Source organism: Pseudomonas sp. S10E 269, from assembly GCF_002798465.1.
In the GTDB taxonomy this organism is placed as follows: domain Bacteria; phylum Pseudomonadota; class Gammaproteobacteria; order Pseudomonadales; family Pseudomonadaceae; genus Aquipseudomonas; species Aquipseudomonas pergaminensis.
Genome location: NZ_PHIJ01000001.1, coordinates 5,085,414 through 5,106,458, shown reverse-complemented (window position 1 = coordinate 5,106,458; position 21,045 = coordinate 5,085,414). Strand labels below are relative to the sequence as shown.

The window sequence follows — 21,045 nt, the reverse complement described above, 5'->3', positions numbered from 1 at the left end:
CTCACCAACCTTCTTTGAGCATCCGCAACTCCAGATGCTGCAACAGCATGATGGTCTTGCCATCGGCAATCTCGCCGCTCTGTACCATCGCCAATGCCTGATCAAAGCCCAGCTCCAGCACTTCGATATCCTCGCCCTCTTCCTCCAGGCCGCCGCCAGTGCCTACACGGTCACCCGGCTGATACTCACCCATGAAAAAGTGAATGCGCTCCGTCACCGACCCAGGGCTCATGAACGCGGCGTAGATCTTCTCCACATGCCCCACGCGGTAGCCGGTTTCTTCTTCCGCTTCCAGGCGAATGCGTTCTTCGGGGCTGGCGTTATCCAGCAGCCCGGCTGCCGCTTCGATCAGGTAGCCGTGGTAGTCATTGACGAAGGTGGGCATGCGGAACTGGCGAATCAGCAACACCGTGCGTTGCGCGCGGTTGTAGAGCAGGATGGTTGCGCCGTTGCCCCGGTCGTAGACCTCGCGGGTCTGGGCTTGCCAGCTGCCGTCGCGGCGGCGCAGGTCGAAGCTGTATTTTTTCAGTAGGTACCAGTTTTTCGAGAGGGTCTCTTCTGCAGTGATGCGAACGGGGCTGTTGTCCATGGTCAGGCCTTAGCTCAAAGGAGCTGGAGCATGTCGCGGTGGCAAGGTCAGCGTCAAGCGCGTCACATACGGCTACAATCGCGCCCCATCAAGGACTCCCTCCAGGTTCAAGGAAATGATGCTGCACATCCCGACGCTCTTGATAGTGGCCGTGTTCGTGTTTTGCCTGATGGGCCTGCTCACGGTGCATGCGTGGAGCCGTGGCCGTGAACCGACCCTGGGCTACCTCGGCATCATGTTGTTGCTCGCGTCGCTGGGCACCGGGCTGATCGTGGTGCGCGGCGTGGGCATGGACTTTGTCGCGCTGATCATCGGCAATGTGATGCTGCTGCTCAGCGCGGCGATGAACTGGACCGCCATGCGCGCCTTTGTGCAACGCAAGCCCAGCGTGCCGGGGATCTTTGCCGGGTGTGGAATATGGCTGCTGATGTGCCTGGTGCCGCAGTTCTATGGCTCGCTGCCGGCACGGGTCACGCTGTATTCGGTGCTGGCGGCCAGCTATGGGGTTTTATCGGCCATGGAACTGTGGCGCCAGCGTGACACGCTGGAAGTGGCCTACCTTCCGGCCCTTGTGCTGACACTCCTGCACACCCTTTTTTACGGTGTCCGCGCCTTTCTCGACCCCGGCATGCCGATCAAGAGCGCCCAGGCTCCGGGCGGTGAAGGCGTGCCGTTTTTCTCGTTCATGCTGTTCGAGTCGATGCTGTATGCCATCGGCATTGCCTACGTCACCTTGGCGATGGTCAAGGAGCGTGCCGAGTTGCGCTTCAAGGCGGCAGCGTTCAGTGATGCGCTGACCGGTATCGGCAACCGCCGCGCCTTTATGCTCAAGGGTGAAAAACTGTTGGCCGACAGCGCCCGCCGCCAGCAAAGCGCGGCCCTGTTGCTGTGCGACCTGGATCACTTCAAGCGCCTGAACGACAGCTTCGGCCATCCCATGGGCGACCAGGTGCTGATCGCCTTCAGCCAGGTGACCCAGGCCGCTTTACGCAACGGTGACGTGTTCGCCCGCATCGGCGGAGAAGAGTTCGCCTGCCTGCTGGCCGACAGCGATGAAACCGGCGTCTTCGAAGTGGCCGAGCGGATTCGCCAGGCGTTTGCCCGCCTGGACCTGCTGGCGCCGGGTTTCCTCAGTGTGAGCATCGGTATCGTCACCACCGACGAGGCCGGCCATGACCTTTCCCATCTGCTGTCCCAGGCCGACCAGGCGTTGTACCTGGCCAAGGCCCAGGGGCGCAACCGCGTACAGAGGCTGGCGACTGCCTAGGCCTTGCTCGGCCCTGACCACTGCGGCCTCTGGCGTTGAGCGCTGTAACACTTTGCAAGCAATCCCCAATAACGACTGTCGAATTAATTCCTGCCTGGGGAAACCATCTGGTAAAACCCCTGCTTCACCTTTTTCCTGGAACCTACATGTCCTCTCGTTTTCTCTCGCGCCTGAGCCTGCGCTGGTTTCCCATGCTGTGCATGGTGGTGTTGATCATCGGCCTGCCGGTGGGCTGCGCCGTGCTGCAACACAAGGAGCGCGAACTGGTATTTCGCATCGAGCCGGGCACCGCCAGCTGGTACAGCGGCTTGCCCAAGGCGGTGCAGGAATTCGAACTCAAGCCCGCCAGTTTCAAGTCAGGGCAAAACATTCATGGCTGGTGGTACCCGGCCGACAACAAGGACGCGCCGGCCATCTTGTATCTGCACGGCGTGCGCTGGAACCTGACCGGCCAACTGTTTCGCATCGAGCAACTACACGCCCTGGGCTATTCGGTGCTGGCGATCGACTACCGCGGCTTTGGGCAGAGCCACGGCGAGCTACCGTCAGAAACCACGGTGTATGAAGACGCGCGTATCGCGTGGGAACGTTTCCAGGTGCTGCAACCCGACCCGCAAAAACGCTTGATCTACGGGCACTCCCTGGGGGGCGCGGTGGCCATCGACCTGGCGGCCGAACTGGGCAAGCAGACACCGTTACCGGTGCGCGGGCTGGTGATCGAGTCCACCTTTACTTCGTTGGCGGATGTGGCCACCGCCGTGGCCAATACCTCGTTGCCGGTGCGCTGGTTGCTGTCGCAGAAATTCGATTCCATCGACAAGATTGCCGATATCCATATGCCGCTGCTGGTGGTGCATGGCCTCGACGACCGTTATGTGCCACCGCGTTTCAGCCAGCAGCTGTTTGAAGCCGCCCAGGAACCCAAGCGCCTGTTACTGGTGCCTGGTGCCAGCCATAACAACAGCATGAGCCTGGCCGGTCGCAGTTATGGCCAGGCACTGGACAAACTGATGCAAGCGCAGATGCCGGCGCAGATTGTCACGCACTCCACAGGCCGCAACGGCGACTCATAAAATCGCTTTTCGGCACTGGGTTCGCGCTTGGCTGTCAAGCGCAAACCCAGCCCATGCTGGGCCAAAACTTAAGTTGATCAAATATTGACCTCTGCTTAAATCGCCAACCCAGCCGGGGCTTCGCAAAGTTATCCACAGAGATACCCACGGTTTTCGTGGACAACTCTTTTTATTTTTTTACGTTTTTTTTGCTCAATAAACGCTTTCAGGAAATGTACCCGGCAACAAAATCTCGCGATTCACCTCGCGTATATCGTTATAGCCACACAGCGCCATCGTCACGTCCAACTCACGGGCGATGATGTCAAGCGCCTTGGTCACACCCGCCTCGCCCATCGCCCCCAAGCCATACAAATGCGGCCGGCCGATCATGGTGCCTTTGGCCCCCAATGCCATCGCCTTGAGCACGTCCTGGCCGGACCGAATACCGCCATCCAGCCATACCTCGATGCGCTCACCCACCGCCGCCACGATTGCCGGCAGTTGGCTGATGCTCGACGGTGCGCCATCGAGTTGACGACCACCGTGGTTGCTCACCACCAATGCGTCGGCACCGGCATTCACGGCCAGACGCGCGTCTTCCACATCGAGGATGCCCTTGATGATCAATTTGCCGCCCCAGCACTTCTTGATCCATTCCACATCGTCCCAGCTCAGGCGCGGGTCAAACTGCTGGGCCGTCCAGGACGACAGCGAACTCATGTCGGCCACGCCTTTTACATGCCCGACGATGTTGCCAAAGCCACGGCGTTTGGTGCCGAGCATCCCCATCACCCAGCGCGGCTTGGTGGCCATGTTGAGGATATTGGGCAAGGTCAGCTTGGGCGGCGCCGACAGGCCGTTGATCAAGTCCTTGTGGCGTTGCCCGAGGATCTGCAAATCGAGGGTCAGCACCAATGCATCCACGCCGGCCGCCTTGGCGCGCTCAATCAATTGTTCGATGAAGGCCCGGTCACGCATCACATACAGCTGGAACCAGAACGGCTGGCCGACATGTTCGGCGATGTCTTCCAGGGAGCAAATGCTCATGGTCGACAAGGTGTAGCGCAGGCCAAATGCGGCAGCGGCGCGGGCGGTCAGAATCTCGCCATCGGCGTGCTGCATGCCGGCCAATCCGGTAGGCGCCAGCGCCACCGGCATGGCCATGTCCTGGCCGATCATGCGGGTGCGTATCGAACGCTCATCGATATTGCGCGCGACACGCTGGCGGAACTTGATGCTGGCAAAATCACTTTCATTCGCCCGGTAGGTGCTCTCAGTCCAGGAGCCGGAATCGGCATAGTCGTAGAACATCCGTGGGACACGTTTTTGCGCAAGCTTGCGTAAATCTTCGATGGTTGTGATCAACGACATCTAGGTCACCTCTCCCTGAACTGAGCACTGAGAGTAACCGCCCATCGGCTGCACAACCAGCCATTGCGTTCAGAACGCGCGGCGATTAATCTTGCATAAACCCGCACAATGACGCAAAAACATGCACAGCACTCATCACGATATCGACCTGCCTTCCTTGCGCAAACAGAAGATCCTGTTGCTGCTGGAGCGCGACGGCAAAGTGACCGCCTCGGAGTTGGTAGAACACTTTGCCGTGTCCCAGGACACCATCCGCCGTGACCTCGGCGAACTCGCCGCCGCTGGCCTGTTGCAACGTGTGCACGGCGGCGCCCTGCCCCGGCCCAAGGACACTGGCAAAGACTTCTTTACCCGCGTCGGCGAGACCAACGAGGCCAAGCGCCACCTCGCACGACTGGCCGCCGACCGCGTGGAAGATGGCCAGATCGTGTTGTTCGATTCCGGCTCCACCACCCTGCAGATCGCCCAGTCATTGCCGCGCTCGATCCGCCTGACCGTGGTCACGCCGTCCCCCATGATCGCCATCGCCCTGGCCGACCATCCCGATGTCAAAGTGATTCTCGCCGGCGGCCAACTCAACCCGGCGACGCTGTCCACCAGCGGCCATGAGACCGTGCGGCTGATCCAGGGAATCAAGGCCGACCTGCTGTTTACGGGGGTGTGCGCGTTGCACCCGCAAGTGGGTATCAGCTCGCTGCATTTTGATGAGGTGGCGGTCAAGCAGGCCTTGCTCGACAGCGCGTCCCACGTGGTGGCGGTGACCATGGCGGACAAGCTCGGCGCGGTTGAGCCCTTTGTGGTGGCGCCGTGCAGTCGCATTCACACGTTGATCACCGAGTGGCATGTGCCGAGTGTGGAGGCGTATGAGCAGCTAGGGTTGGAAGTGCTGCGGGTAGAGGTCGAGTAGCGACAGCGCGTCGGGGGTAGCCAGGCCGCTGGCGGTGTTATCGAAGATGCACCAGGTGGGAATGCCCTCTTCCACAGAGGCGCTCAACACATGCGCATACGCCTGGACCCGTTCAGGCCCGTAGGCACTGTGATAGATACGCGGCGATCCATGCAGACGCCAGTAACGCACGCCCTGCCAACCGGCCGGGGCATCGCCCGATTCGATCACTGGCGGGTCGGCCGCTACTCGCCCTATCTGCAGGCCCTGCAATAATTCCTCGGCAGCAAGCCAACTCGCGTGCCGTGGCTCCAGCACCACAGCACCCGCGAAACGCTCGCGCAGTGCTGTGAAAAATGCGCTGGCCACACCCGGTTCAAAGCTCAGCGAAGGCGGCAATTGCACCAGCAGACAGCCCAGTTGTGCGCCCAAGTGCTGGCATTGCCCGAGAAACTCATCGAGTGCGACCTCGCAGCCTTGCAGGCGTAATTCATGGGTGATGCGCTTAGGCATCTTGACCGAAAAACGAAAGCCGGACGGCACCGATTGCGCCCACCGCGCATACGTCTTCGCCTGGTGCGGGCGATAGAACGAGCTGTTGATTTCCACCGCATTGAAGCGCGACGCATAACGCTGCAAATGCGTGCCCTCGCCGGCAAACGCCGGCCAGTATTCACGCGGCAAACTCCAACCGGCACAGCCCACCATTAGGGTGGCCGTCAAAACAGCACCTTGGCGGCATCGCGCATGAAAATCTCGATGGTCTTGGGGCCTACACCGTCGAATTCGCCGAGGCGTTTTTCGAAGGCTTCACGGCTTTCGCTGGCACTGCGCATGTGGGTGATCTTGCCGGCGTACTCGGCGTTCAACTTGGCGCTGAGGTCGAGCAAACGTTGCGCGGTGGTTTCGTCATAGCGCACGTAGTGCGCGCGTCCGAGCATGGCCACCAACTCACGCGATGTGCAGTGCTGCAGCTTGCGCGCGGTGTCGCGGCCCTGCTCTTCCACGATCACCTTGTAGGCCTGAGCGGCAATCGGTGCCTGGATACGCTTGCCCATGAGGAAGCTGGCGATAAACCACTTGAACAGGCCACTGTCATCGTCGGGCTTGAGTTCGATGCCCAACTCTGACGCGGTGATGGATCGGGCCATGCTCAGTGGCCCAGCTTGCGCTCGGCCTTGGCGGCCTGTTCGTTGATGGCATCGGTCTGGCGTTCGGTGTCCTTGATCGAGGTAGGCGTCAGCACTTTGTCGACGGTTTCGGTCTTCGGATTCGGGCGTTCCAAGGTCTGGCCCTTGGCTGGTTTTTCCGTACCTTTCTGGGCTTCTTCAGAGCTGATGGGGGCTGGGGTCTTGTCGGCAGTCATGGTGTGTCTCCTGTTAAATGAAGGCCCGCAAAGAGTGGCGGGCACTCTCAAAGAAAGTGGCATGCACTTAAGCAGCAGAGGCCTGCCGGTTTGGATAGTTCAAGGAAATTGCCCGTGCCAACCGCCCAGGAAATAAGCGCAAATTAATTTAAACCTTTGCCGCCCCCGCCGGATCAACTCTCCCATATCCCATCCTTCGCTCACCCATCAGGAGACACTCGATCATGAGTTCACACCTCAACGGCAAGAAGATTCTGGTCATCACTTCCAACACCGGCATCGAGCGCGATGAACTGCTCAAGCCCCTGGAAGCACTGCGCGGTTATGGCGCAACCGTGACCCACGGTTCCAGCAAAGGCGGCACCACCCAGACCTTCGTCGGCGACACCGAGAAGGACCTGACGGTGGAGTCCGATGCGAAGCTGTCCGAACTTTCCGGTGCCGATTTCGATGCGCTGGTCATTCCCGGCGGCACCGTCAATGCCGACACGTTGCGCCAGGATGCGGCCGCGCTGAAGCTGATCAACGAATTCGTGCAGGCGGGCAAAACCGTGGCAGCGATCTGTCACGGCCCATGGGCGCTGATCGATGCCGGCGTGATCAAGGGCAAAACCCTCACCTCCTACAAAAGCGTGCGGATTGACCTGGAAAACGCCGGCGCCGCCGGATGGGTCGACGCCGAGGTCAAGCAGTGCAAGGCCAATGGCTGGACCTTGATTACCTCGCGCACCCCGGATGATCTGCCAGCCTTCAATGAAGCCATCGCCAAGACTCTGGCAGGCTGATTTTTTAAAGCGCAACGAAAACAGGCGCCTCGATGGCGCCTGTTTTGTGTCAACCCTGACCTCAGCTTTTACGCTGTTCCGGCATCTCGCGTTTCGGCCCGAACATCGCCCAGGCAATCAGGCCCAGTAGCGGTACAAAAATAAGCACCACCAACCACAATCCTTTTGTTTCCCAGCCCCCCGTACTACGCAGCACGACATTGATCGCCCACAATTCCAGCAGCAGCAGAATCACCGCCAAGCCGATCCAGACATATTGAATTTCCATGCTTCACCTCCTAGGTCGTATACGTTAGGTCAAGCATCGGGCGCGAGGGTTCATTAAAATTTGCGCAAACGCCTGGGGTGGTGGAATGCAACGTCCCACCCGACCGACCATGCAACCTGCACGACCGCCACAACCCTCCCGTCCTCGTAGCCCCTTGAATTACCTGGTGAATTACCAATAGCTCAAGTTGGTACAACTGATGCACAGCTGTACTGGACGAGGCGTGCATGTCGACACGCCCTGAGTTTCCCGTGAGGTGTCACCCATGAATGCCATTGACCTGCTCAAAGCTGACCACGAACGCGTAAAGGCCCTGCTGACTCAGTTGAGTGAGTCCACCGAGCGTGGGGTAAAAAAACGTACTGAGCTATTAGCCAAGCTGGAAGCGGAAATCAGCCTGCACACTAAACTGGAAGAAGAAATTCTCTACCCGGCGTTCAGGAAGGCCGGTGGCAAGGAACAGGACATCATGTACCACGAAGCCAAGGAAGAGCACCGCACGGTTGACTCCCTGGTGCTGCCGGACCTGAAACAGACCGAGCCCTCCACCACGGAGTTTTCCGGTCGCGTCAAAGTGGTCAAGGAGTTGCTGGAGCACCACATCGAAGAAGAAGAAACCGAGATGTTCCCGCAGGCTAAAAAGCTGCTGGGCAAAGCACTGCTTGAAGAATTGGGCGCTGAAATGGAAGCGATGAAAGCAGCGCATAAAAAATTGCAGTCGACCAAGCCAATGGCGGCTTGACCGAGGCATGTCCAGAGCCTGCAACTGAGCCAGGCTCTTGACCCATCACGCGAGGGGATTGCGTCATGAAGACCAGATCGTCCCACAGGATCTTGCTTATCGTTGGCTTGTCAGCCCTGCTCACCGGCCCTGCCTTCGCCGCATTCGGCGATAACCCCGAACCTTCGGCGAATGCCCTGAGTGGCGACAGCGCTGCCGGTTCCGCCCTGCCGCCGGGCACCTACCCCAGCAGCCCTTCGGACAGTAGCAAGAAGACCAAAGACACCGACAAGCAGCCGACCAAACCGGTCAAGCCTGCTGATACCCATAAACCCAGCAAAGACAAACCCCGGTCGGGCAGTTGACGGTTCATCCGTAGGCGGCGGCTCGAGCGCCATCGAGCCTCTGCACCGGGTGCCGCGGTCAGCGGCTATACAGTGACTCGGCACCCCACGCCGCGAACGCGGAGCAACAGGCCGCATTCGCAAAACAACAGAAGCACCCTATCAAGGCTGGCAGCCCGGGATTCGGTTATCACCCCCTCCGATACACCTTGACCCTAGGAATGCCCGCAGCGGCCAGCAAGCCAATTTCCAGGCCGCGCAGGCGCATGCCCGCACTCACCACGCGCTGCCCGCGTTGCAACGCCCCGCCACGCTTGCGTACGTGCTCGCCCCGGCACAAGGGTGGGCACCAGATACGCTGGCCGTAGACGCGGCAACGTGCCTGGGGTACCACAGTGTCAGCACCCTGCGGCAGCGGCGCGCCAGCAACGATCGGCACAGCGTGCCCGGCCTGCAACGACCCATCCTTGCCATCCACGGCAGCGAGCCGCTCAACCACATGCAGGTATCCACCCTGCTCAGGCACGTCAAGCGCACGCAGGGCATAGCCGGTTGTGGTGCTGTTGTCCCAGCGCGGTAGGTCGCGGGGTGAAAACACGTCTTCAGCCATCTCCCGCCCGAGGGCATCCGTCAACGCAATCACTTCGGTGGACGGAGGTGACGGTGACTGGGCCAGAAACCGGTCAATGGCCTCCTCCATCGGCAGCCATTCGCCGCTGTCACACCGGGTCATGAGTCAACCTCCAGGTGTTGAAAAATACTGTCACGGCGCCAGACGCGTGCGCTGCCACACGCCGTCGTGCAAGCGATAATCGAGACGGTCATGCAAACGGTCGGGACGGCCTTGCCAGAATTCGATACGCCGGGGTTGCAGGCAGTAGCCTCCCCAATGCTCGGGCCGTGGCGGTTGGCGCCCGGCGAAGCGCTCGGTGACCTCACGCAAACGCCCTTCCAACTCATTGCGATGGACCAGAGGCTGACTCTGGGGTGAGGCCCAACTGCCCAACTGACTGGCTACCGGACGTGCATCAAAGTAATCGTCCGATAGCTCGGCATCGGCCTTCACCACCGCCCCCTCGACACGCACCTGACGTTCCAGCCCCGGCCAGAAAAACGTCATGGCGGCATGGGGATTGCCGGCCAACTCCTGGCCCTTGGCACTCTGGTAATGGCCAAAAAAGAAAAACCCCTGCGCACTGAACCCCTTGAGCAACAGCATGCGGCAATGGGCATGCCCCTGACTGTCCACCGTCGCCAGGGCCATGCAGTTAGCCTCGGCCGGCGGCAGCTCAGTCTTGCGTGCCTGCTCCAGCCACTGACCAAACAACACCAACGGATCCGCCTGCGGACAATCATCACGAAGACCATAAAGCGTGTAGTTGCGGCGCAATTGCGCAAGAGACAAAGGCATGGCGCAGTCCTCCAGGAAATTCCCCACAGTGTGGGAACTGCAACTGCACCACCTCTTGACCACGATCAACCCCGAACCGCGGCATGACGCCGCACAAGGCTTTTGATCTTGATCTCAAGCGACCCTCAACCACGCTGGCCGAACGCAGGCTTGAACCCGTAGGTAACCCGGCAGAACGCCGGGTTAGCCGCCCCGCGCCCGCCGAAAATCCTCCCCCTTCTCCACCACCCAAGCCCACAACGCAATCACTCCCGCCGTGGCGCTCAACGCTCGGCAATTCATCGGCGTAACCGACGCAGACACGTGGAGTCGCCAACACCTCATGGCACCGGCAACCAGCCGCTGAACCCGCCCCGGGCGCTTAATGGGCACCAGGCGAAATCCCATTGCGTGCCCGGCAGCGCCTGCTGTTCGGCACCCGCCAACGCGGCGCGCTTCCAGTCGAACACCGTCGAACCCTGCCAGGCCAGGACCACGCCCTGGGCCGGGGTGTCATCCGTGTCGACCCAGCGCGCAGCCGCCGCTGCCATAAAGGCCTCGATGGGTTCGGCATCGATCTGCGACCGATACGCCGAACCCAGCAGCCAGCGGCAGACGTTCAAATGGTAGGTCCAATCCCGTGGCGGCCGGTGCCGATAGGCCCAGGTCATAAAGCTGCGAAACAGGTTCAGGCCCTCGGGCGGGTCGAGCTTGAGCAGCGCCGGGCAGATATCGAACAGGGTGTGCCAATACGGCAACAGGCGTGCATCCAGGTGCACGAAGCTGCGGCAATTGCTGGGGTACTCAGGCGGCGCGGGTTCCGCGTGCAGGCGACGGGACGCCGTGCTAACCAGGCGGCGGGCGCCTGCGGGCAACAGGTGGTTCATGACACGCACTCACATTCATGACGATGGAACGCCTCCTGGTCTCAGGAGGCCCAGGGCATACGTCAGAATGCGGGGGAAGCGCGGGGGTTGGCCGAGGGCCAGGCATAGCGTGGCGGCGCCTTGTTGCGCCGCTCATGGGCCGGTCGCGGGGTGCGCTCCAGGCCCAACAACCAGGCCAGGCCGACCAGAAACACCAGCGCAACGGTTAAAGCGTTGCAGACGGGGCAGGCAAAGTAGTTCGAGATGTTGCTGGAAGACGGGCTGCCCAACCCTTTGTCGGAAAGTGGCGCCTGCTTGCCATCCAGCGAACAGAACGCCCCGCCGATGCCATTGAGTGCCTCGCCCATCATCTGCCCATGCCCCAAACCGCAGACGAACAGGTTCATCAGCACGCAGAAGTACAGGGCCCAGGCGATCAGGGAACGGTCGGGGTGGCTCAATTTCATGGCGGCGACTCTACCACCGGAGCCGCAAAAGGATGAAGCGCGGCATGCCCCTGTGGCAGAACGTCGCAGATTACGTGCGCTTCCCAGGGTTGGTAGACTGGGCGCCCTCAAAGCCTGACGTATTGATCCAGAGCAATGCAGGCGCTTCACAGGATGCACAGTTGATGAGTACGTTATTCACCCGCCGCAAAGTGCTGACCGGTATGGGCCTGTTGGGCCTGGGCAGCCTGCTGGGCGGCTGTGACTACAGCCCCAAGCTGAACTTCAAGTACGGCAAGGACTTGAGCGACAAGATCATGGGCCGCACCTTCAAGCTCAAGAATACCGACGGCGAGACCGTCACCCTCAGCTCGTACCGTGGCCTGATGCCGGTGGTGTTCTTCGGTTTCACCCAGTGCCCGGCCGTGTGCCCGACCACCCTGGCGCGCGCCGCCCAGGCCAAGAAGCTGATGGGCCGCGACGGCGAAATCATGCAGGTGGTGTTTATCACCCTGGACCCGGAACGCGACACGCCCGAGATTCTCGACAAGTACGTCAAGGCCTTCGACCCCAGCTTCGAAGCGCTGTATGGCACCCCGGAAGAAATCGCCGTGGCGGCCAAGGAATTCGGGATCTTTTATGAAAAGATTCCCGCCGGCGACACCTACACCCTGTCCCACACCGCCACCAGTTTCGTGTTCGATACCCGTGGCAACCTGCGCCTGGGCCTGCAGGCATCCCTTACTGCTAAAGAGTGCGCAGAAGACCTGCTCACCGTCATGGAGGTCTGCTAATGACTGCCGTTCAACACCTCAAACGCGCCCTGGTCGGCATGACCTTGCTGGGCCTCGCCGCCCACGCCAGCGCCCAGGTGCTAGTCACCGATGCCTGGGTACGCGCCAGTGTGCCGGGCCAGCCGTCCAGCGGCGCCTTCATGACCGTCACCGCCGATAGCGACAGCACGTTGCTGAGCGTGGCCTCGCCAGTGGCCAAGGACGTGCAGATCCATGAAATGAGCATGAAGGACGACGTGATGCGCATGGGCCCAGTGGACTCGGTAGCCCTGCCTGCCGGCAAGGCCGTGACCCTCGACCCCGACGGTTACCACGTGATGCTGATGGGCCTGACCCGCCAGATCAAGGAAGGCGACCAGATCCCCCTGACCCTGACCGTGCAAAATGCCAAGGGCGAGAAGCAGGCGATTGAAGTCACCGCGCCTGCCCGTGGCCTGGATGGGATGGATCACAGCAAGATGCATTGAGGGCGGCTGTGGCTGACGGGTTCTGAAGGTTTGTCAGTTCTGTTGTGGTGAACGGCCTTGCTGTGGTAAGCGGGCTTGCCCCGCGCTGGGGCGCGAAGCGGCCCCACCCACGAGCACTCAACCCCCTCTGAAAGAACGCGGTGCATGGTTTTAGGGCCGCTTCGCAGCCCAGCGCGGGGCAAGCCCGCTCACCACACCAAACGAGCGTCTTATCGGCTTGGCACAGGAATTGGGTGGACTGTATCGAAAGGGATCAGGCCACTTGCCCTTGGCTGCGTCATCAGGTGAAAACTCTCGCTGAGCAACGCCACCGTGGCGCGGATGCTATCGGTCTGGCGCGGCACCGCAAATAACCCGTAGTTGACGCTCAACGCCGGGTTAGCGTTGGGCCCCAGGGCGATCACGCGCATGGTGTCCAGGCGAATATTCTCGGCAGGCAACAGGGCGACCCCCAAGCCGCTCTCCACCGCCGCCATGATCACGCCGATATTCGGGCTGGTGACGGTTACCCGGAAGTCCCGACCGGCGCTCAACAACGCATCAAACATCAGGCGCCGCCACGCGCAGGGCTCGGCATACACGATCACATCCAACGCCAGTGCCGGGTCGATCTCATCGTCAATCCCGCTTACCCAATACAGGGGCATGTTCCAGGTCTGCACGGGGTCGGCGGCAAACACCGAGCTCACGCCGATGGCGACGTCGAGCAAGCCATCGTGCCAGCGTTCGGCGAGGGCATCGCCGTGGTCCACGGTGATGTCCATGTGCACATGCGGGCTGGCACGCCGCAACCGCCCCAGCGCGGCCGGCAAAGCCGAGACCGCCACGTCTTCCGAAAGGCCGACGCGCACGGTGCCCATTACCGTGCGCTCCTTGAGACGTGTCGCCACCGTCTCTCCCAGCGCCAGGATGCGCGTGGCGTAGCTGAGCAACAGTTCGCCCTCGGTGGTCGGCACCACCCCACGCCCGGTACGGCGCAAAAGCCGTTGCCCGAGCAGTTCTTCGAGCCGGCGAATCTGGGCGCTCAGCGCCGATTGCGCCCTGCCCGCTTGTTGCGCGGCGCCACTGAGGCTGCCGTGATGACACACCGCGACAAAGGTGCGCAGTAAATAGGGTTCGAAGGCATCGGATATCATGTTTGGCATAACTCTGAATCAACCGCTATCACCCTACCTTGATATCCACCGGATGACTACGCTGCCCAGCCTGTTCAACCAGTGAGTCAAACATCATGGATAACCCCCGCAACCCACGCATCGTATTGGCTGCTCGCCCCGACGGTCGCCCGAAAACCAGCGACTTTCGCCTCGAATACGCTGCGATACCCTCGCCTGCCGATGGCCAGGTGCTGCTGGAAAATCTCTACCTGTCCCTCGACCCGTACATGCGCTGGCGCATGAGCGACGCCAAGTCGTACGCCGAACCCGTCGGCATCGGTGAAGTGATGGTGGGCGGCACCGTGGCGCGTATCACGCACTCGCGTCACGCTGACTGGCACGAAGGTGACCTCGTGCTGGCCTACGCCGGCTGGCAGCGCTTTGCCGTGTCTGACGGGCACGACCTGCGCCGCCTGGACCCCAGCATCGCGCCCCTTACCACGGCCCTCGGCGTGCTAGGCATGCCGGGCTTCACGGCGTACGCCGGGCTGCTCAACATTGGCCAACCCAAATCCGGCGACACCGTGGTCGTCGCAGCCGCCAGCGGGGCCGTGGGCTCGGTGGTCGGCCAGATCGCTCGCCTGCACGGTGCCCGAGCCGTGGGCATTGCGGGTGGGGCGGACAAGTGTGCGTTTGTGAAAGACGAACTGGGTTTTGATGCGGTCATCGACCACCGCGCCCCAGACTTTGCCGAACAACTGGCCAGGGCATGCCCGAATGGCATCGACGTGTACTTCGAGAACGTCGCCGGGCCTGTCTGGGATGCCGTGCGGCCGCTGCTCAATGACTTTGCGCGGATTCCGGTGTGCGGGCTGATCGCCCACTACAACGATGGCGCCCTGCAGGAAGCCACCGCTGATCGCCTGCCAGCCACGATGCATGACATTCTCGCCAAGAGCCTGACCGTACGCGGGTTTATCCAAACCGAGTTCGCCGATCAACAACAGGACAGGTTCCTCAAAGAGGCCGCACAGTGGATCGCCGACGGCAAACTCAAATGGCGCGAAGACATTGTCGAGGGTCTGGAACAGGCGCCCGAAGCCTTTATCGGACTGCTGGAGGGGCGCAACTTCGGCAAGTTGATCGTGCGCCTCAATCCACAATAAACAATTTCGCCCCGACACGCGTCGAAGAGCGATGGCCTTCCATGTCATTGCCCACCTGGTAACTCATTCCGGCCGTCAGGGTGAACTGGCGGCCGTCTTCCAGCTCCGTGTGCAGCTCGCCTTCAAGGCACAACAGAATGTGCCCGCGCCAGCACCAATGATCCGCCAGGTAGCCGGGGGTGTATTCGACCATGCGCACGCGGGTCGTGCCGAAGTGACCGGTGCGCCATATGGCATTGCCCGTCACGCCAGGGTGAGAAACCGGTTCGACCGTGGACCAGTCGGTGGTGCCAAAGGGAACAGCGTTCAGATCCATGATGGGCTCAATGATGGTTGTGCAGGGCTTGAGGCTATCGGCCTGGAGCGGCAGCCGATAGACACAGATCAAGCGCTTTTGTGGGATACAGGTATCCTGCCTGCACGGCTCTCACGGATACGCTTATGCAGATCGACCCCACCTACGTCCTTTACGAAACCGAACACTGGCGGCTCAACCACCACCTGGCGTCCGCACTGCCCGGTTACCTGATGCTGGGCGCCAAGGCGCCAGCCCACTCCCTGGCCGACATGCCGGAAGCGGCGCTGACCGAGTTGGGCGGGTTGCTGGCAAAGACCCAGCGGGTGATGGAGGCGCAGCTGGAGCCGAAATGGCTGTATATCAGCCGCTATGGGCACATGCCGGGCTTCCCGCTGCATTTTCATTTCATCCCGGTGTATGACTGGGTGGAGGACGCGTTCTGGCGGGATGAGCGCTATCGGCGGCTGCAAGGTTTTGGCGCGCTGGGCCAGGCGCAGGCCTTGACCGATGGCGCGGAACTGACGCTGTTTGTGTGGCGGGAGTTTGGGGAAAGCCCTACGCCGCCGCCGGTTCAGGGAGAATCCGTGCAGCAGGTGATCGCGCGATTGCGCGCTGCGTTCAGACCGGAGTGAAAAGCCCAGCTTAAAACAGATCCCCTGTGGTATCAGCAGGTGAGGTGTTTGGTCATCGGGACACAGGCCAACTGCAAACCCGACGGCGAATGGTAAATCGCCTGCTCATCACCCACGTACCCACAGGCCCGATAGAAACTCGCCGCATTCAACGTCGCATCCAGCACCAGGGTTTCAATCGCCTGTTCCCGCGCAACGCTCTCCAGGTGATCGAGCATCGCCTTGCCATATCCGCGCCCGGTGAACCCAGGCAACACAAACAATGCGCCGACTTCGTTGTTGTCCGGATCAAGCATGCCGGTGGCCACCGGCTCTCCCTGCACCCACCCCAGGTAAAATGGTTTGTCCATCAGCGCGCTGTAGCCGTCTTCGGCTTTACCCCGCGTCCACAGCAGCATTTGCGCCTGCGTGTAGGCGCCGATGCACTGGCTGCGAATGGCCTGCAAACGGATGTCGAACGCCACTTGGGCATGTTCCTGGTTGGCGCGTTTGATCTCCAGCATGTGTATCTCCTTCCATGAAATCATCGTGCCATTAGCACACTTGTGCTAATCGACCCCTCCCCCCTGCGGCGCTATATTCCCCGGCACTTCCAGCGCTCCTCCGGCACCGTGCATTTCTTGCGCGTGGGCGCGTTGTGCGCTGGAAAAACCATAACAACCCCAAGGAAGAAGCACCATGAAACTGCAATCCTCCGTTACCCGCCTCACCCTGTTGGGCGCCCTGATCATCGGCGTCGCCGGCTGCAGCAACATCAAACCTACCGAAGATCACCTCAAGACGCTGTCGGAGACCAACCTGGGCGAACCGGTCAAGCGTATTTCCAATGTGCGCAGCGACTCGATGACCACCTACTACGTCGCCAGTGCCGCCTCCGGCGAGTACAACTGCTCAGTGCCCAGCGGTGCCAGCGGCGGCATGTTCGCCGTGGCCAGCTTTGGCATGATGAAGCCTGCGGCCTACTGCCAACCCAAAGGTGCACGCGGTAACCCACTGCAGGGCTTCACCCAGTAACTGTCTGCTGGCTCAGGGCGCGCAAGGTCCCGCGCAGTTCGGCGGGACGCACCGGCTTGGAGAGAATGGCGATCCGGCGGTCGTGCAAGGCGGCCTGGATTCTCTCCACGTCATGCCCGGTGAGAATCAGCGCAGGAACGGCCCAGCCACGTTGCTCGCGCAGCGCATCGATGCATTCGATACCAGTAGCGTGGTTGCCCAGGTCGTAGTCGGCGACGATGATGTCGCAGTCACTGACCAGAGCACGCCCCGAAGACTCCGCCTGCACCTCGCACCCCCAGCGCTCCAGCAGCGCCTGGGTGGCGAGCAGTACGTTATGGTCATCTTCCACCAGGCACACCTTCAACCCGGTCAAGAGCCCGGCCTGGCGCGTGTCGTCGCGCGGTGCCGTGGCACGTGGCGCAGAGGCCAGGGTCAAGCCATACAGGCTTACAGAAGTACCATGGCCCACCCGTGAGCGCAGGCCTACTTGCACCCCCATCAACTGCCCCAGGCGCTTGACGATGGACAGTCCAAGGCCGACGCCTTCGACGTCCTTGTCACGCAGGTGGCGCACTCGATAAAACTCCTCGAAGACCTTTGATAGATGCTCCTCGGCAATCCCCCGGCCCCGGTCATGAATCTCCACCGCCAAGCCGCCGTCGCGAATGCGCACGCCAATGAGCACAGGGCGGTGCGCACCGTATTTGAAGCAATTGGACAGCACGTTCTGCACCATGGTCGCCAACAGCGCCGGGTCGACCAGCACCCAGTGCGCGCAAGGCCGCAGGCGCAACTCCACCCCGGCCCAACGCGCGGCCTCGGCGTTCTGGCGCACCAGGTCGGCAAGGAACTCGCCCAGGTGCACCGCCTGGTATTTAGGCAGCAGGCGGCCGTTGTCGAGGGTGTAGAGGTCGAGAATCGAGCGGAACAATTGCGACACGTTCAGCAGCGAACGGTCGATGTTATCCACCAGGCGCCGCTCTTCATCGCCCAGCCGGGCTTCGCGCAGGCACGCGGTGAACAGGCCGATGGAGTGGATGGGTTGGCGCAAATCATGGCTGGCCTGGGCGAGGAAACGGGATTTTTCCAGGTTGGCGGCGATGGCCTGCTCGGATGCCTTGCGCGTGCGCTCCAGCAGGATATGCGCGTACACCGGGATCACCGTGCTGGTGATCATCAGCATCAGCACCATGAAAGGCTGCGCCTGCCACACCGGCGTGAGCCGATACACCACCAGCAGCGCCAGCAACGCCAATGCCGTGGCAATCGCCAGGTAGCGCGAGCCATAGCGCATGCCGTTGCCCAGGTTGACCCAGACCATCACCGCATACAGCGGCAATGCCGCTTCGCCGCCCACCACCATGCCAAACGAGGTGCCGGTGTAGTCGTGGAGCATCCCGAAGATCCGCCGCGCCGGGTAATGCCCGGGCCAACGTGCGATCACCTGGCGCAACGCGATGGAGGCGAGCAGGAACAGGACGATATACAGGATCACCGGCAGGTAGGTGTCCATCGACTGTCCGGGCAAAAAGCCCAGAGCGGTGATGTACACGACAGCGATGGTGGCCACCACAATGCGCAGGTTGGCCTGGTCGAGTTCGGAGTTGGTCTCAAGACTCATGGGTTACGTCCTTGTGCGGCAATCAACAAATCCGTCATGCGCCACAGGCAGGCCCTGAGCGCGGTGGTAAGGTAGCATGCAACGGCATAACCCTGCCCCAGGGAGGAGCACCCCATGACCGGCCGTATCATCATCGCCGATGACCACCCGATGTTCCGCGAAGGCATGCTGCGCACCGTGCAGCGCCTGCTACCGCACGCCCAGGTGCAGGAAGCCGGCGACCTCGACAGCGTGCTTGCGTTGATCCGCGAAGGCGGCGATATCGACACACTGATCCTCGACCTGCGCTTCCCCGGCCTGACCTGCATGAGCCAACTGGTCGAACTGCGCCAGCAATTACGGCGCACCACATTGATCGTGGTGTCGATGGTGGACGATCCGGCGTTGATCGACCAGGTGATGGCCCTGGGCGCGGACGGCTTCATCGGCAAGAACATCGCCCCCGACGAGATCGGCCAGGCGTTGCTGGCGATCCGCGACGGTGAAGTCCTGGTCAAGTTCGCCCCATCCGGCCTGTTGCCGCTGGACACCCACACCCTCACCGCCCGCCAGCAAGACGTGCTGCGCCTGATCGCCCAGGGCAAGACCAACAAGGAAATCGCCAAGGCCCTGGCTATCTCGCCGTTCACCGTGCGCATTCATGTGTCGTCGCTGTTGCGCACCCTGGATGTGCCCTCCCGGGCGGCGGCCGCGGTGAAGTATTCCGGGGAGTTCTAGGCGTTTTCATCACCGGGGCGGGTGAAGGAATAGCGGTCGATGTCAGTGCGCAGCGTCCAGCCCTGACCCTGCCAATAATGGGCGGCACGGGTGTTGGTCTTGAACACATCGAGGTGGCATTTGTGGATGCCCAGTTGCGCTAGCACGTCGAGGCAACGTTGCGTCAGCGCCTGCGCGATGCCTTGACGGCGATAGTCCGGCAGTACCAGCAAATGCTGCAGGTAACCACGGCGCCCATCGTGGCCGCACATCACGCAGGCGATCAACTGACCTTCGGCTTCGGCCACAAAACTCATGCCGGGGTTGCGTGCCAGGTAGCGCTCGGTGGCCTCACGGGAGTCGGCGTCGCGCAGGGAGATACCGGGGGTGTTTTGCATGAGGGCGAGAACGGCGTCGTAGTCGGCTGGGGTCATCACACGAAGGTTGAACATGGGCTGTGCCTGAGGTGAAGGGCCGATCAGATTGGCACACTTTTGTGACGCGCCCCAGCGCTCTGCATCCGATATTTATGCTCACTTCCCAGCTTAATAATATTTTATTTATAACCCCCCTCCCCCTAGCCTTGAAGTCATGCCAACGCTGAATCCAACTGCATTACGCAAGGACAGAGACATGACTGAAGCAATAACAAAAACAGACACCCTGGTGGTGGGCGCCGGTCAAGCTGGCGTGGCCATGAGCGAGCATCTGAGCAAGCAAGGCGTACCCCACTTGGTGCTGGAGCGCAGCCGTATTGCCGAGCGCTGGCGCACCGGGCGATGGGATTCGCTGGTGGCCAACGGGCCGGCCTGGCATGACCGGTTCCCCGGCCTGGAGTTCGACACGGTTGCCCCGGATGGCTTTGCGCCCAAGGAACGCGTGGCCGATTACTTTGAAGCCTATGCCCGCAAGTTCAATGCGCCGATCCGCACCGGCGTTGACGTGTTGTCGGTGGTCCGCAATGTCGGCCGCCCTGGCTTTACCGTGCACACCAGTGAAGGTGTGATCGAAGCCAACCGGGTAGTGGCGGCGACCGGGCCGTTCCAGAAGCCGGTGATCCCGGCCATCGCGCCCAACGACACCGCGCTGCACCAGATTCACTCCGCCGACTATCGCAACCCCGCGCAACTGCCAGCCGGCGCCGTGCTGGTGGTGGGGGCCGGTTCATCCGGCGTGCAGATTGCCGATGAATTGCAGCGCTCCGGGCGTCAGGTGTACCTCTCGGTCGGCGCCCACGACCGCCCGCCTCGCGCTTACCGCAACCGCGACTTCTGCTGGTGGCTGGGTGTACTGGGCGAGTGGGACCAGGCAGCCATGAAGCCCGGCCGCGAACACGTGACCATTGCGGTCAGCGGCGCACACGGCGGCAAAACCATCGACTTTCGCGAGCTGGCCCAGCAAGGCATGACCCTGGTCGGCCTGACCCAAGCGTTCAATGGCAACGTTGCCACGTTCCAGCCGAACCTGGTGGAAAACCTCGCACGCGGCGATGAAAACTACCTGGCCCTGCTGGATGCCGCCGATGCCTACATCGAGCGCAACGGCCTGGACCTGCCGCTGGAGCCCGAAGCCCGTCACGTGTTCCCCGACGCGGACTGCATCAAGAACCCGATCCTGGAACTGGACCTGGCCAAGGCCGGCGTCACCTCGATCATCTGGGCCACCGGTTTTGCGGTGGACTACAGCTGGTTGAATGTGGCGGCCTTCGACGCCGCCGGCAAGCCCCAGCACCAGCGCGGCGTGTCCAGCGAGGCCGGGATCTACTTCCTGGGCCTGCCGTGGCAGTCACGCCGTGGTTCGTCGTTTATCTGGGGGGTGTGGCACGACGCCAAGTACGTCGCCGACCACATCGCCATCCAGCGTCAATACCTTGAGTACCGCGAAGCCGCGCCGGTGGCTCGCCCCTCCCCTGTCAGCGCCTGAT

28 protein-coding genes are annotated in these 21,045 nt (G+C 61.8%); 13 read left to right on the top strand and 15 right to left on the bottom strand.

Annotated features, from left to right (window positions below; all coding sequences use genetic code 11):
• Position 1: 1 nt before the first annotated feature.
• Positions 2–589, bottom strand: a complete 588-nt coding sequence (locus CWC48_RS23830) for an NUDIX domain-containing protein (RefSeq protein ID WP_078048831.1) — start codon at positions 587–589, stop codon at positions 2–4.
• Between the two features lie 115 nt (positions 590–704).
• Here CWC48_RS23830 and CWC48_RS23825 point away from each other — a divergent pair, with 115 nt between their 5' ends.
• Both CWC48_RS23825 and CWC48_RS23820 read left to right on the top strand, forming a co-directional pair.
• On the top strand, positions 705–1,856 hold the full coding sequence (locus CWC48_RS23825; RefSeq protein WP_100490466.1) for a diguanylate cyclase: 1,152 nt from the start codon (positions 705–707) through the stop codon (positions 1,854–1,856).
• A 146-nt stretch (positions 1,857–2,002) separates the two neighbouring features.
• Entirely contained in the window at positions 2,003–2,929 is a 927-nt protein-coding gene (locus CWC48_RS23820) for an alpha/beta hydrolase (RefSeq protein ID WP_100490465.1), read from the top strand.
• A gap of 192 nt (positions 2,930–3,121) precedes the next feature.
• On the opposite strand, the gene CWC48_RS23815 is transcribed toward CWC48_RS23820, so the two are convergent.
• Positions 3,122–4,282 (bottom strand): alpha-hydroxy acid oxidase, encoded by a 1,161-nt coding sequence (locus CWC48_RS23815; RefSeq protein WP_078048834.1) that lies wholly within the window; start codon positions 4,280–4,282, stop codon positions 3,122–3,124.
• Between the two features lie 121 nt (positions 4,283–4,403).
• Here CWC48_RS23815 and CWC48_RS23810 point away from each other — a divergent pair, with 121 nt between their 5' ends.
• Complete coding sequence (locus CWC48_RS23810) at positions 4,404–5,189, top strand: DeoR/GlpR family DNA-binding transcription regulator (RefSeq protein WP_078048835.1); 786 nt, start codon at positions 4,404–4,406, stop codon at positions 5,187–5,189.
• Here the strand turns inward: CWC48_RS23810 and CWC48_RS23805 are convergent.
• Genes CWC48_RS23805 through CWC48_RS23795 form a run of 3 tightly spaced genes read right to left on the bottom strand, consistent with a single transcriptional unit; the run spans position 5,154 to position 6,534 of the window.
• A complete protein-coding gene (locus tag CWC48_RS23805; RefSeq protein ID WP_099491707.1) occupies positions 5,154–5,876 on the bottom strand; it encodes a DUF72 domain-containing protein in 723 nt (240 codons plus the stop codon). The genes CWC48_RS23810 and CWC48_RS23805 overlap by 36 nt on opposite strands.
• Before the next feature lie 11 nt (positions 5,877–5,887).
• Positions 5,888–6,319 (bottom strand): DNA methylase, encoded by a 432-nt coding sequence (locus CWC48_RS23800; RefSeq protein WP_100490464.1) that lies wholly within the window; start codon positions 6,317–6,319, stop codon positions 5,888–5,890.
• A 2-nt stretch (positions 6,320–6,321) separates the two neighbouring features.
• On the bottom strand, positions 6,322–6,534 hold the full coding sequence (locus tag CWC48_RS23795) for a hypothetical protein (protein WP_078048838.1): 213 nt from the start codon (positions 6,532–6,534) through the stop codon (positions 6,322–6,324).
• Positions 6,535–6,758: 224 nt separating this feature from the next.
• Between CWC48_RS23795 and CWC48_RS23790 the strand changes: the two genes are divergently transcribed.
• Positions 6,759–7,319 (top strand): type 1 glutamine amidotransferase domain-containing protein, encoded by a 561-nt coding sequence (locus tag CWC48_RS23790; RefSeq protein ID WP_078048839.1) that lies wholly within the window; start codon positions 6,759–6,761, stop codon positions 7,317–7,319.
• A gap of 61 nt (positions 7,320–7,380) precedes the next feature.
• Here CWC48_RS23790 and CWC48_RS23785 read toward each other — a convergent pair whose 3' ends face one another.
• Positions 7,381–7,587 carry a PLDc N-terminal domain-containing protein gene (locus tag CWC48_RS23785; protein ID WP_078048840.1) on the bottom strand — a complete coding sequence of 69 codons (207 nt, stop codon included), beginning with the start codon at positions 7,585–7,587 and terminating at the stop codon, positions 7,381–7,383.
• 265 nt (positions 7,588–7,852) lie between these two features.
• On the opposite strand from CWC48_RS23785, the gene CWC48_RS23780 reads away from it, so the two are divergent.
• Both CWC48_RS23780 and CWC48_RS23775 read left to right on the top strand, forming a co-directional pair.
• On the top strand, positions 7,853–8,329 hold the full coding sequence (locus tag CWC48_RS23780; RefSeq protein ID WP_028616598.1) for a hemerythrin domain-containing protein: 477 nt from the start codon (positions 7,853–7,855) through the stop codon (positions 8,327–8,329).
• Positions 8,330–8,394: 65 nt separating this feature from the next.
• Positions 8,395–8,673 (top strand): hypothetical protein, encoded by a 279-nt coding sequence (locus tag CWC48_RS23775; protein WP_099491711.1) that lies wholly within the window; start codon positions 8,395–8,397, stop codon positions 8,671–8,673.
• Between the two features lie 169 nt (positions 8,674–8,842).
• Here CWC48_RS23775 and CWC48_RS23770 read toward each other — a convergent pair whose 3' ends face one another.
• The 4 genes from CWC48_RS23770 to CWC48_RS23755 form a co-directional block, all read right to left on the bottom strand.
• Positions 8,843–9,385 carry a hypothetical protein gene (locus tag CWC48_RS23770; RefSeq protein WP_100490463.1) on the bottom strand — a complete coding sequence of 181 codons (543 nt, stop codon included), beginning with the start codon at positions 9,383–9,385 and terminating at the stop codon, positions 8,843–8,845.
• Positions 9,386–9,415: 30 nt separating this feature from the next.
• Positions 9,416–10,063, bottom strand: coding sequence for a pyridoxamine 5'-phosphate oxidase (gene pdxH / locus CWC48_RS23765; protein WP_078048842.1), 648 nt, complete (start codon positions 10,061–10,063; stop codon positions 9,416–9,418).
• Positions 10,064–10,383: 320 nt separating this feature from the next.
• Positions 10,384–10,929: a putative natural product biosynthesis protein gene (locus CWC48_RS23760; protein WP_099491717.1), complete on the bottom strand. Its 546-nt coding sequence runs from the start codon at positions 10,927–10,929 to the stop codon at positions 10,384–10,386.
• A 62-nt stretch (positions 10,930–10,991) separates the two neighbouring features.
• Positions 10,992–11,375, bottom strand: a complete 384-nt coding sequence (locus CWC48_RS23755) for a DUF2946 domain-containing protein (RefSeq protein ID WP_078048844.1) — start codon at positions 11,373–11,375, stop codon at positions 10,992–10,994.
• 164 nt (positions 11,376–11,539) lie between these two features.
• On the opposite strand from CWC48_RS23755, the gene CWC48_RS23750 reads away from it, so the two are divergent.
• Positions 11,540–12,148 (top strand): SCO family protein, encoded by a 609-nt coding sequence (locus CWC48_RS23750; protein ID WP_034106413.1) that lies wholly within the window; start codon positions 11,540–11,542, stop codon positions 12,146–12,148.
• Positions 12,148–12,615, top strand: coding sequence for a copper chaperone PCu(A)C (locus CWC48_RS23745; RefSeq protein WP_099491718.1), 468 nt, complete (start codon positions 12,148–12,150; stop codon positions 12,613–12,615). The genes CWC48_RS23750 and CWC48_RS23745 overlap by 1 nt, the downstream gene beginning before the upstream one ends.
• A 209-nt stretch (positions 12,616–12,824) precedes the next feature.
• Here CWC48_RS23745 and CWC48_RS23740 read toward each other — a convergent pair whose 3' ends face one another.
• Complete coding sequence (locus CWC48_RS23740) at positions 12,825–13,760, bottom strand: LysR family transcriptional regulator (protein WP_100490462.1); 936 nt, start codon at positions 13,758–13,760, stop codon at positions 12,825–12,827.
• A gap of 86 nt (positions 13,761–13,846) precedes the next feature.
• On the opposite strand from CWC48_RS23740, the gene CWC48_RS23735 reads away from it, so the two are divergent.
• Positions 13,847–14,878 carry an NADP-dependent oxidoreductase gene (locus CWC48_RS23735; RefSeq protein WP_100490461.1) on the top strand — a complete coding sequence of 344 codons (1,032 nt, stop codon included), beginning with the start codon at positions 13,847–13,849 and terminating at the stop codon, positions 14,876–14,878.
• On the opposite strand, the gene CWC48_RS23730 is transcribed toward CWC48_RS23735, so the two are convergent.
• Entirely contained in the window at positions 14,865–15,194 is a 330-nt protein-coding gene (locus CWC48_RS23730) for a DHCW motif cupin fold protein (RefSeq protein WP_078048848.1), read from the bottom strand. The two genes, CWC48_RS23735 and CWC48_RS23730, sit on opposite strands and share 14 nt — an antisense overlap.
• Positions 15,195–15,319: 125 nt before the next feature.
• On the opposite strand from CWC48_RS23730, the gene CWC48_RS23725 reads away from it, so the two are divergent.
• Positions 15,320–15,808, top strand: a complete 489-nt coding sequence (locus CWC48_RS23725) for an HIT family protein (RefSeq protein WP_078048849.1) — start codon at positions 15,320–15,322, stop codon at positions 15,806–15,808.
• Positions 15,809–15,840: 32 nt separating this feature from the next.
• On the opposite strand, the gene CWC48_RS23720 is transcribed toward CWC48_RS23725, so the two are convergent.
• Complete coding sequence (locus tag CWC48_RS23720) at positions 15,841–16,311, bottom strand: GNAT family N-acetyltransferase (RefSeq protein ID WP_078048850.1); 471 nt, start codon at positions 16,309–16,311, stop codon at positions 15,841–15,843.
• Between the two features lie 175 nt (positions 16,312–16,486).
• Between CWC48_RS23720 and CWC48_RS23715 the strand changes: the two genes are divergently transcribed.
• A complete protein-coding gene (locus tag CWC48_RS23715) occupies positions 16,487–16,822 on the top strand; it encodes a hypothetical protein (RefSeq protein ID WP_033896666.1) in 336 nt (111 codons plus the stop codon).
• Here CWC48_RS23715 and CWC48_RS23710 read toward each other — a convergent pair.
• Complete coding sequence (locus CWC48_RS23710) at positions 16,812–18,425, bottom strand: hybrid sensor histidine kinase/response regulator (protein WP_100490460.1); 1,614 nt, start codon at positions 18,423–18,425, stop codon at positions 16,812–16,814. The genes CWC48_RS23715 and CWC48_RS23710 overlap by 11 nt on opposite strands.
• A gap of 114 nt (positions 18,426–18,539) precedes the next feature.
• Here CWC48_RS23710 and CWC48_RS23705 point away from each other — a divergent pair, with 114 nt between their 5' ends.
• Entirely contained in the window at positions 18,540–19,142 is a 603-nt protein-coding gene (locus tag CWC48_RS23705) for a response regulator transcription factor (protein WP_078048852.1), read from the top strand.
• Here the strand turns inward: CWC48_RS23705 and CWC48_RS23700 are convergent.
• On the bottom strand, positions 19,139–19,573 hold the full coding sequence (locus tag CWC48_RS23700; protein WP_099491729.1) for a GNAT family N-acetyltransferase: 435 nt from the start codon (positions 19,571–19,573) through the stop codon (positions 19,139–19,141). The two genes, CWC48_RS23705 and CWC48_RS23700, sit on opposite strands and share 4 nt — an antisense overlap.
• A gap of 139 nt (positions 19,574–19,712) precedes the next feature.
• Between CWC48_RS23700 and CWC48_RS23695 the strand changes: the two genes are divergently transcribed.
• Entirely contained in the window at positions 19,713–21,044 is a 1,332-nt protein-coding gene (locus tag CWC48_RS23695; protein ID WP_371857049.1) for a flavin-containing monooxygenase, read from the top strand.
• The last annotated feature ends 1 nt before the right edge of the window (position 21,045 follow it).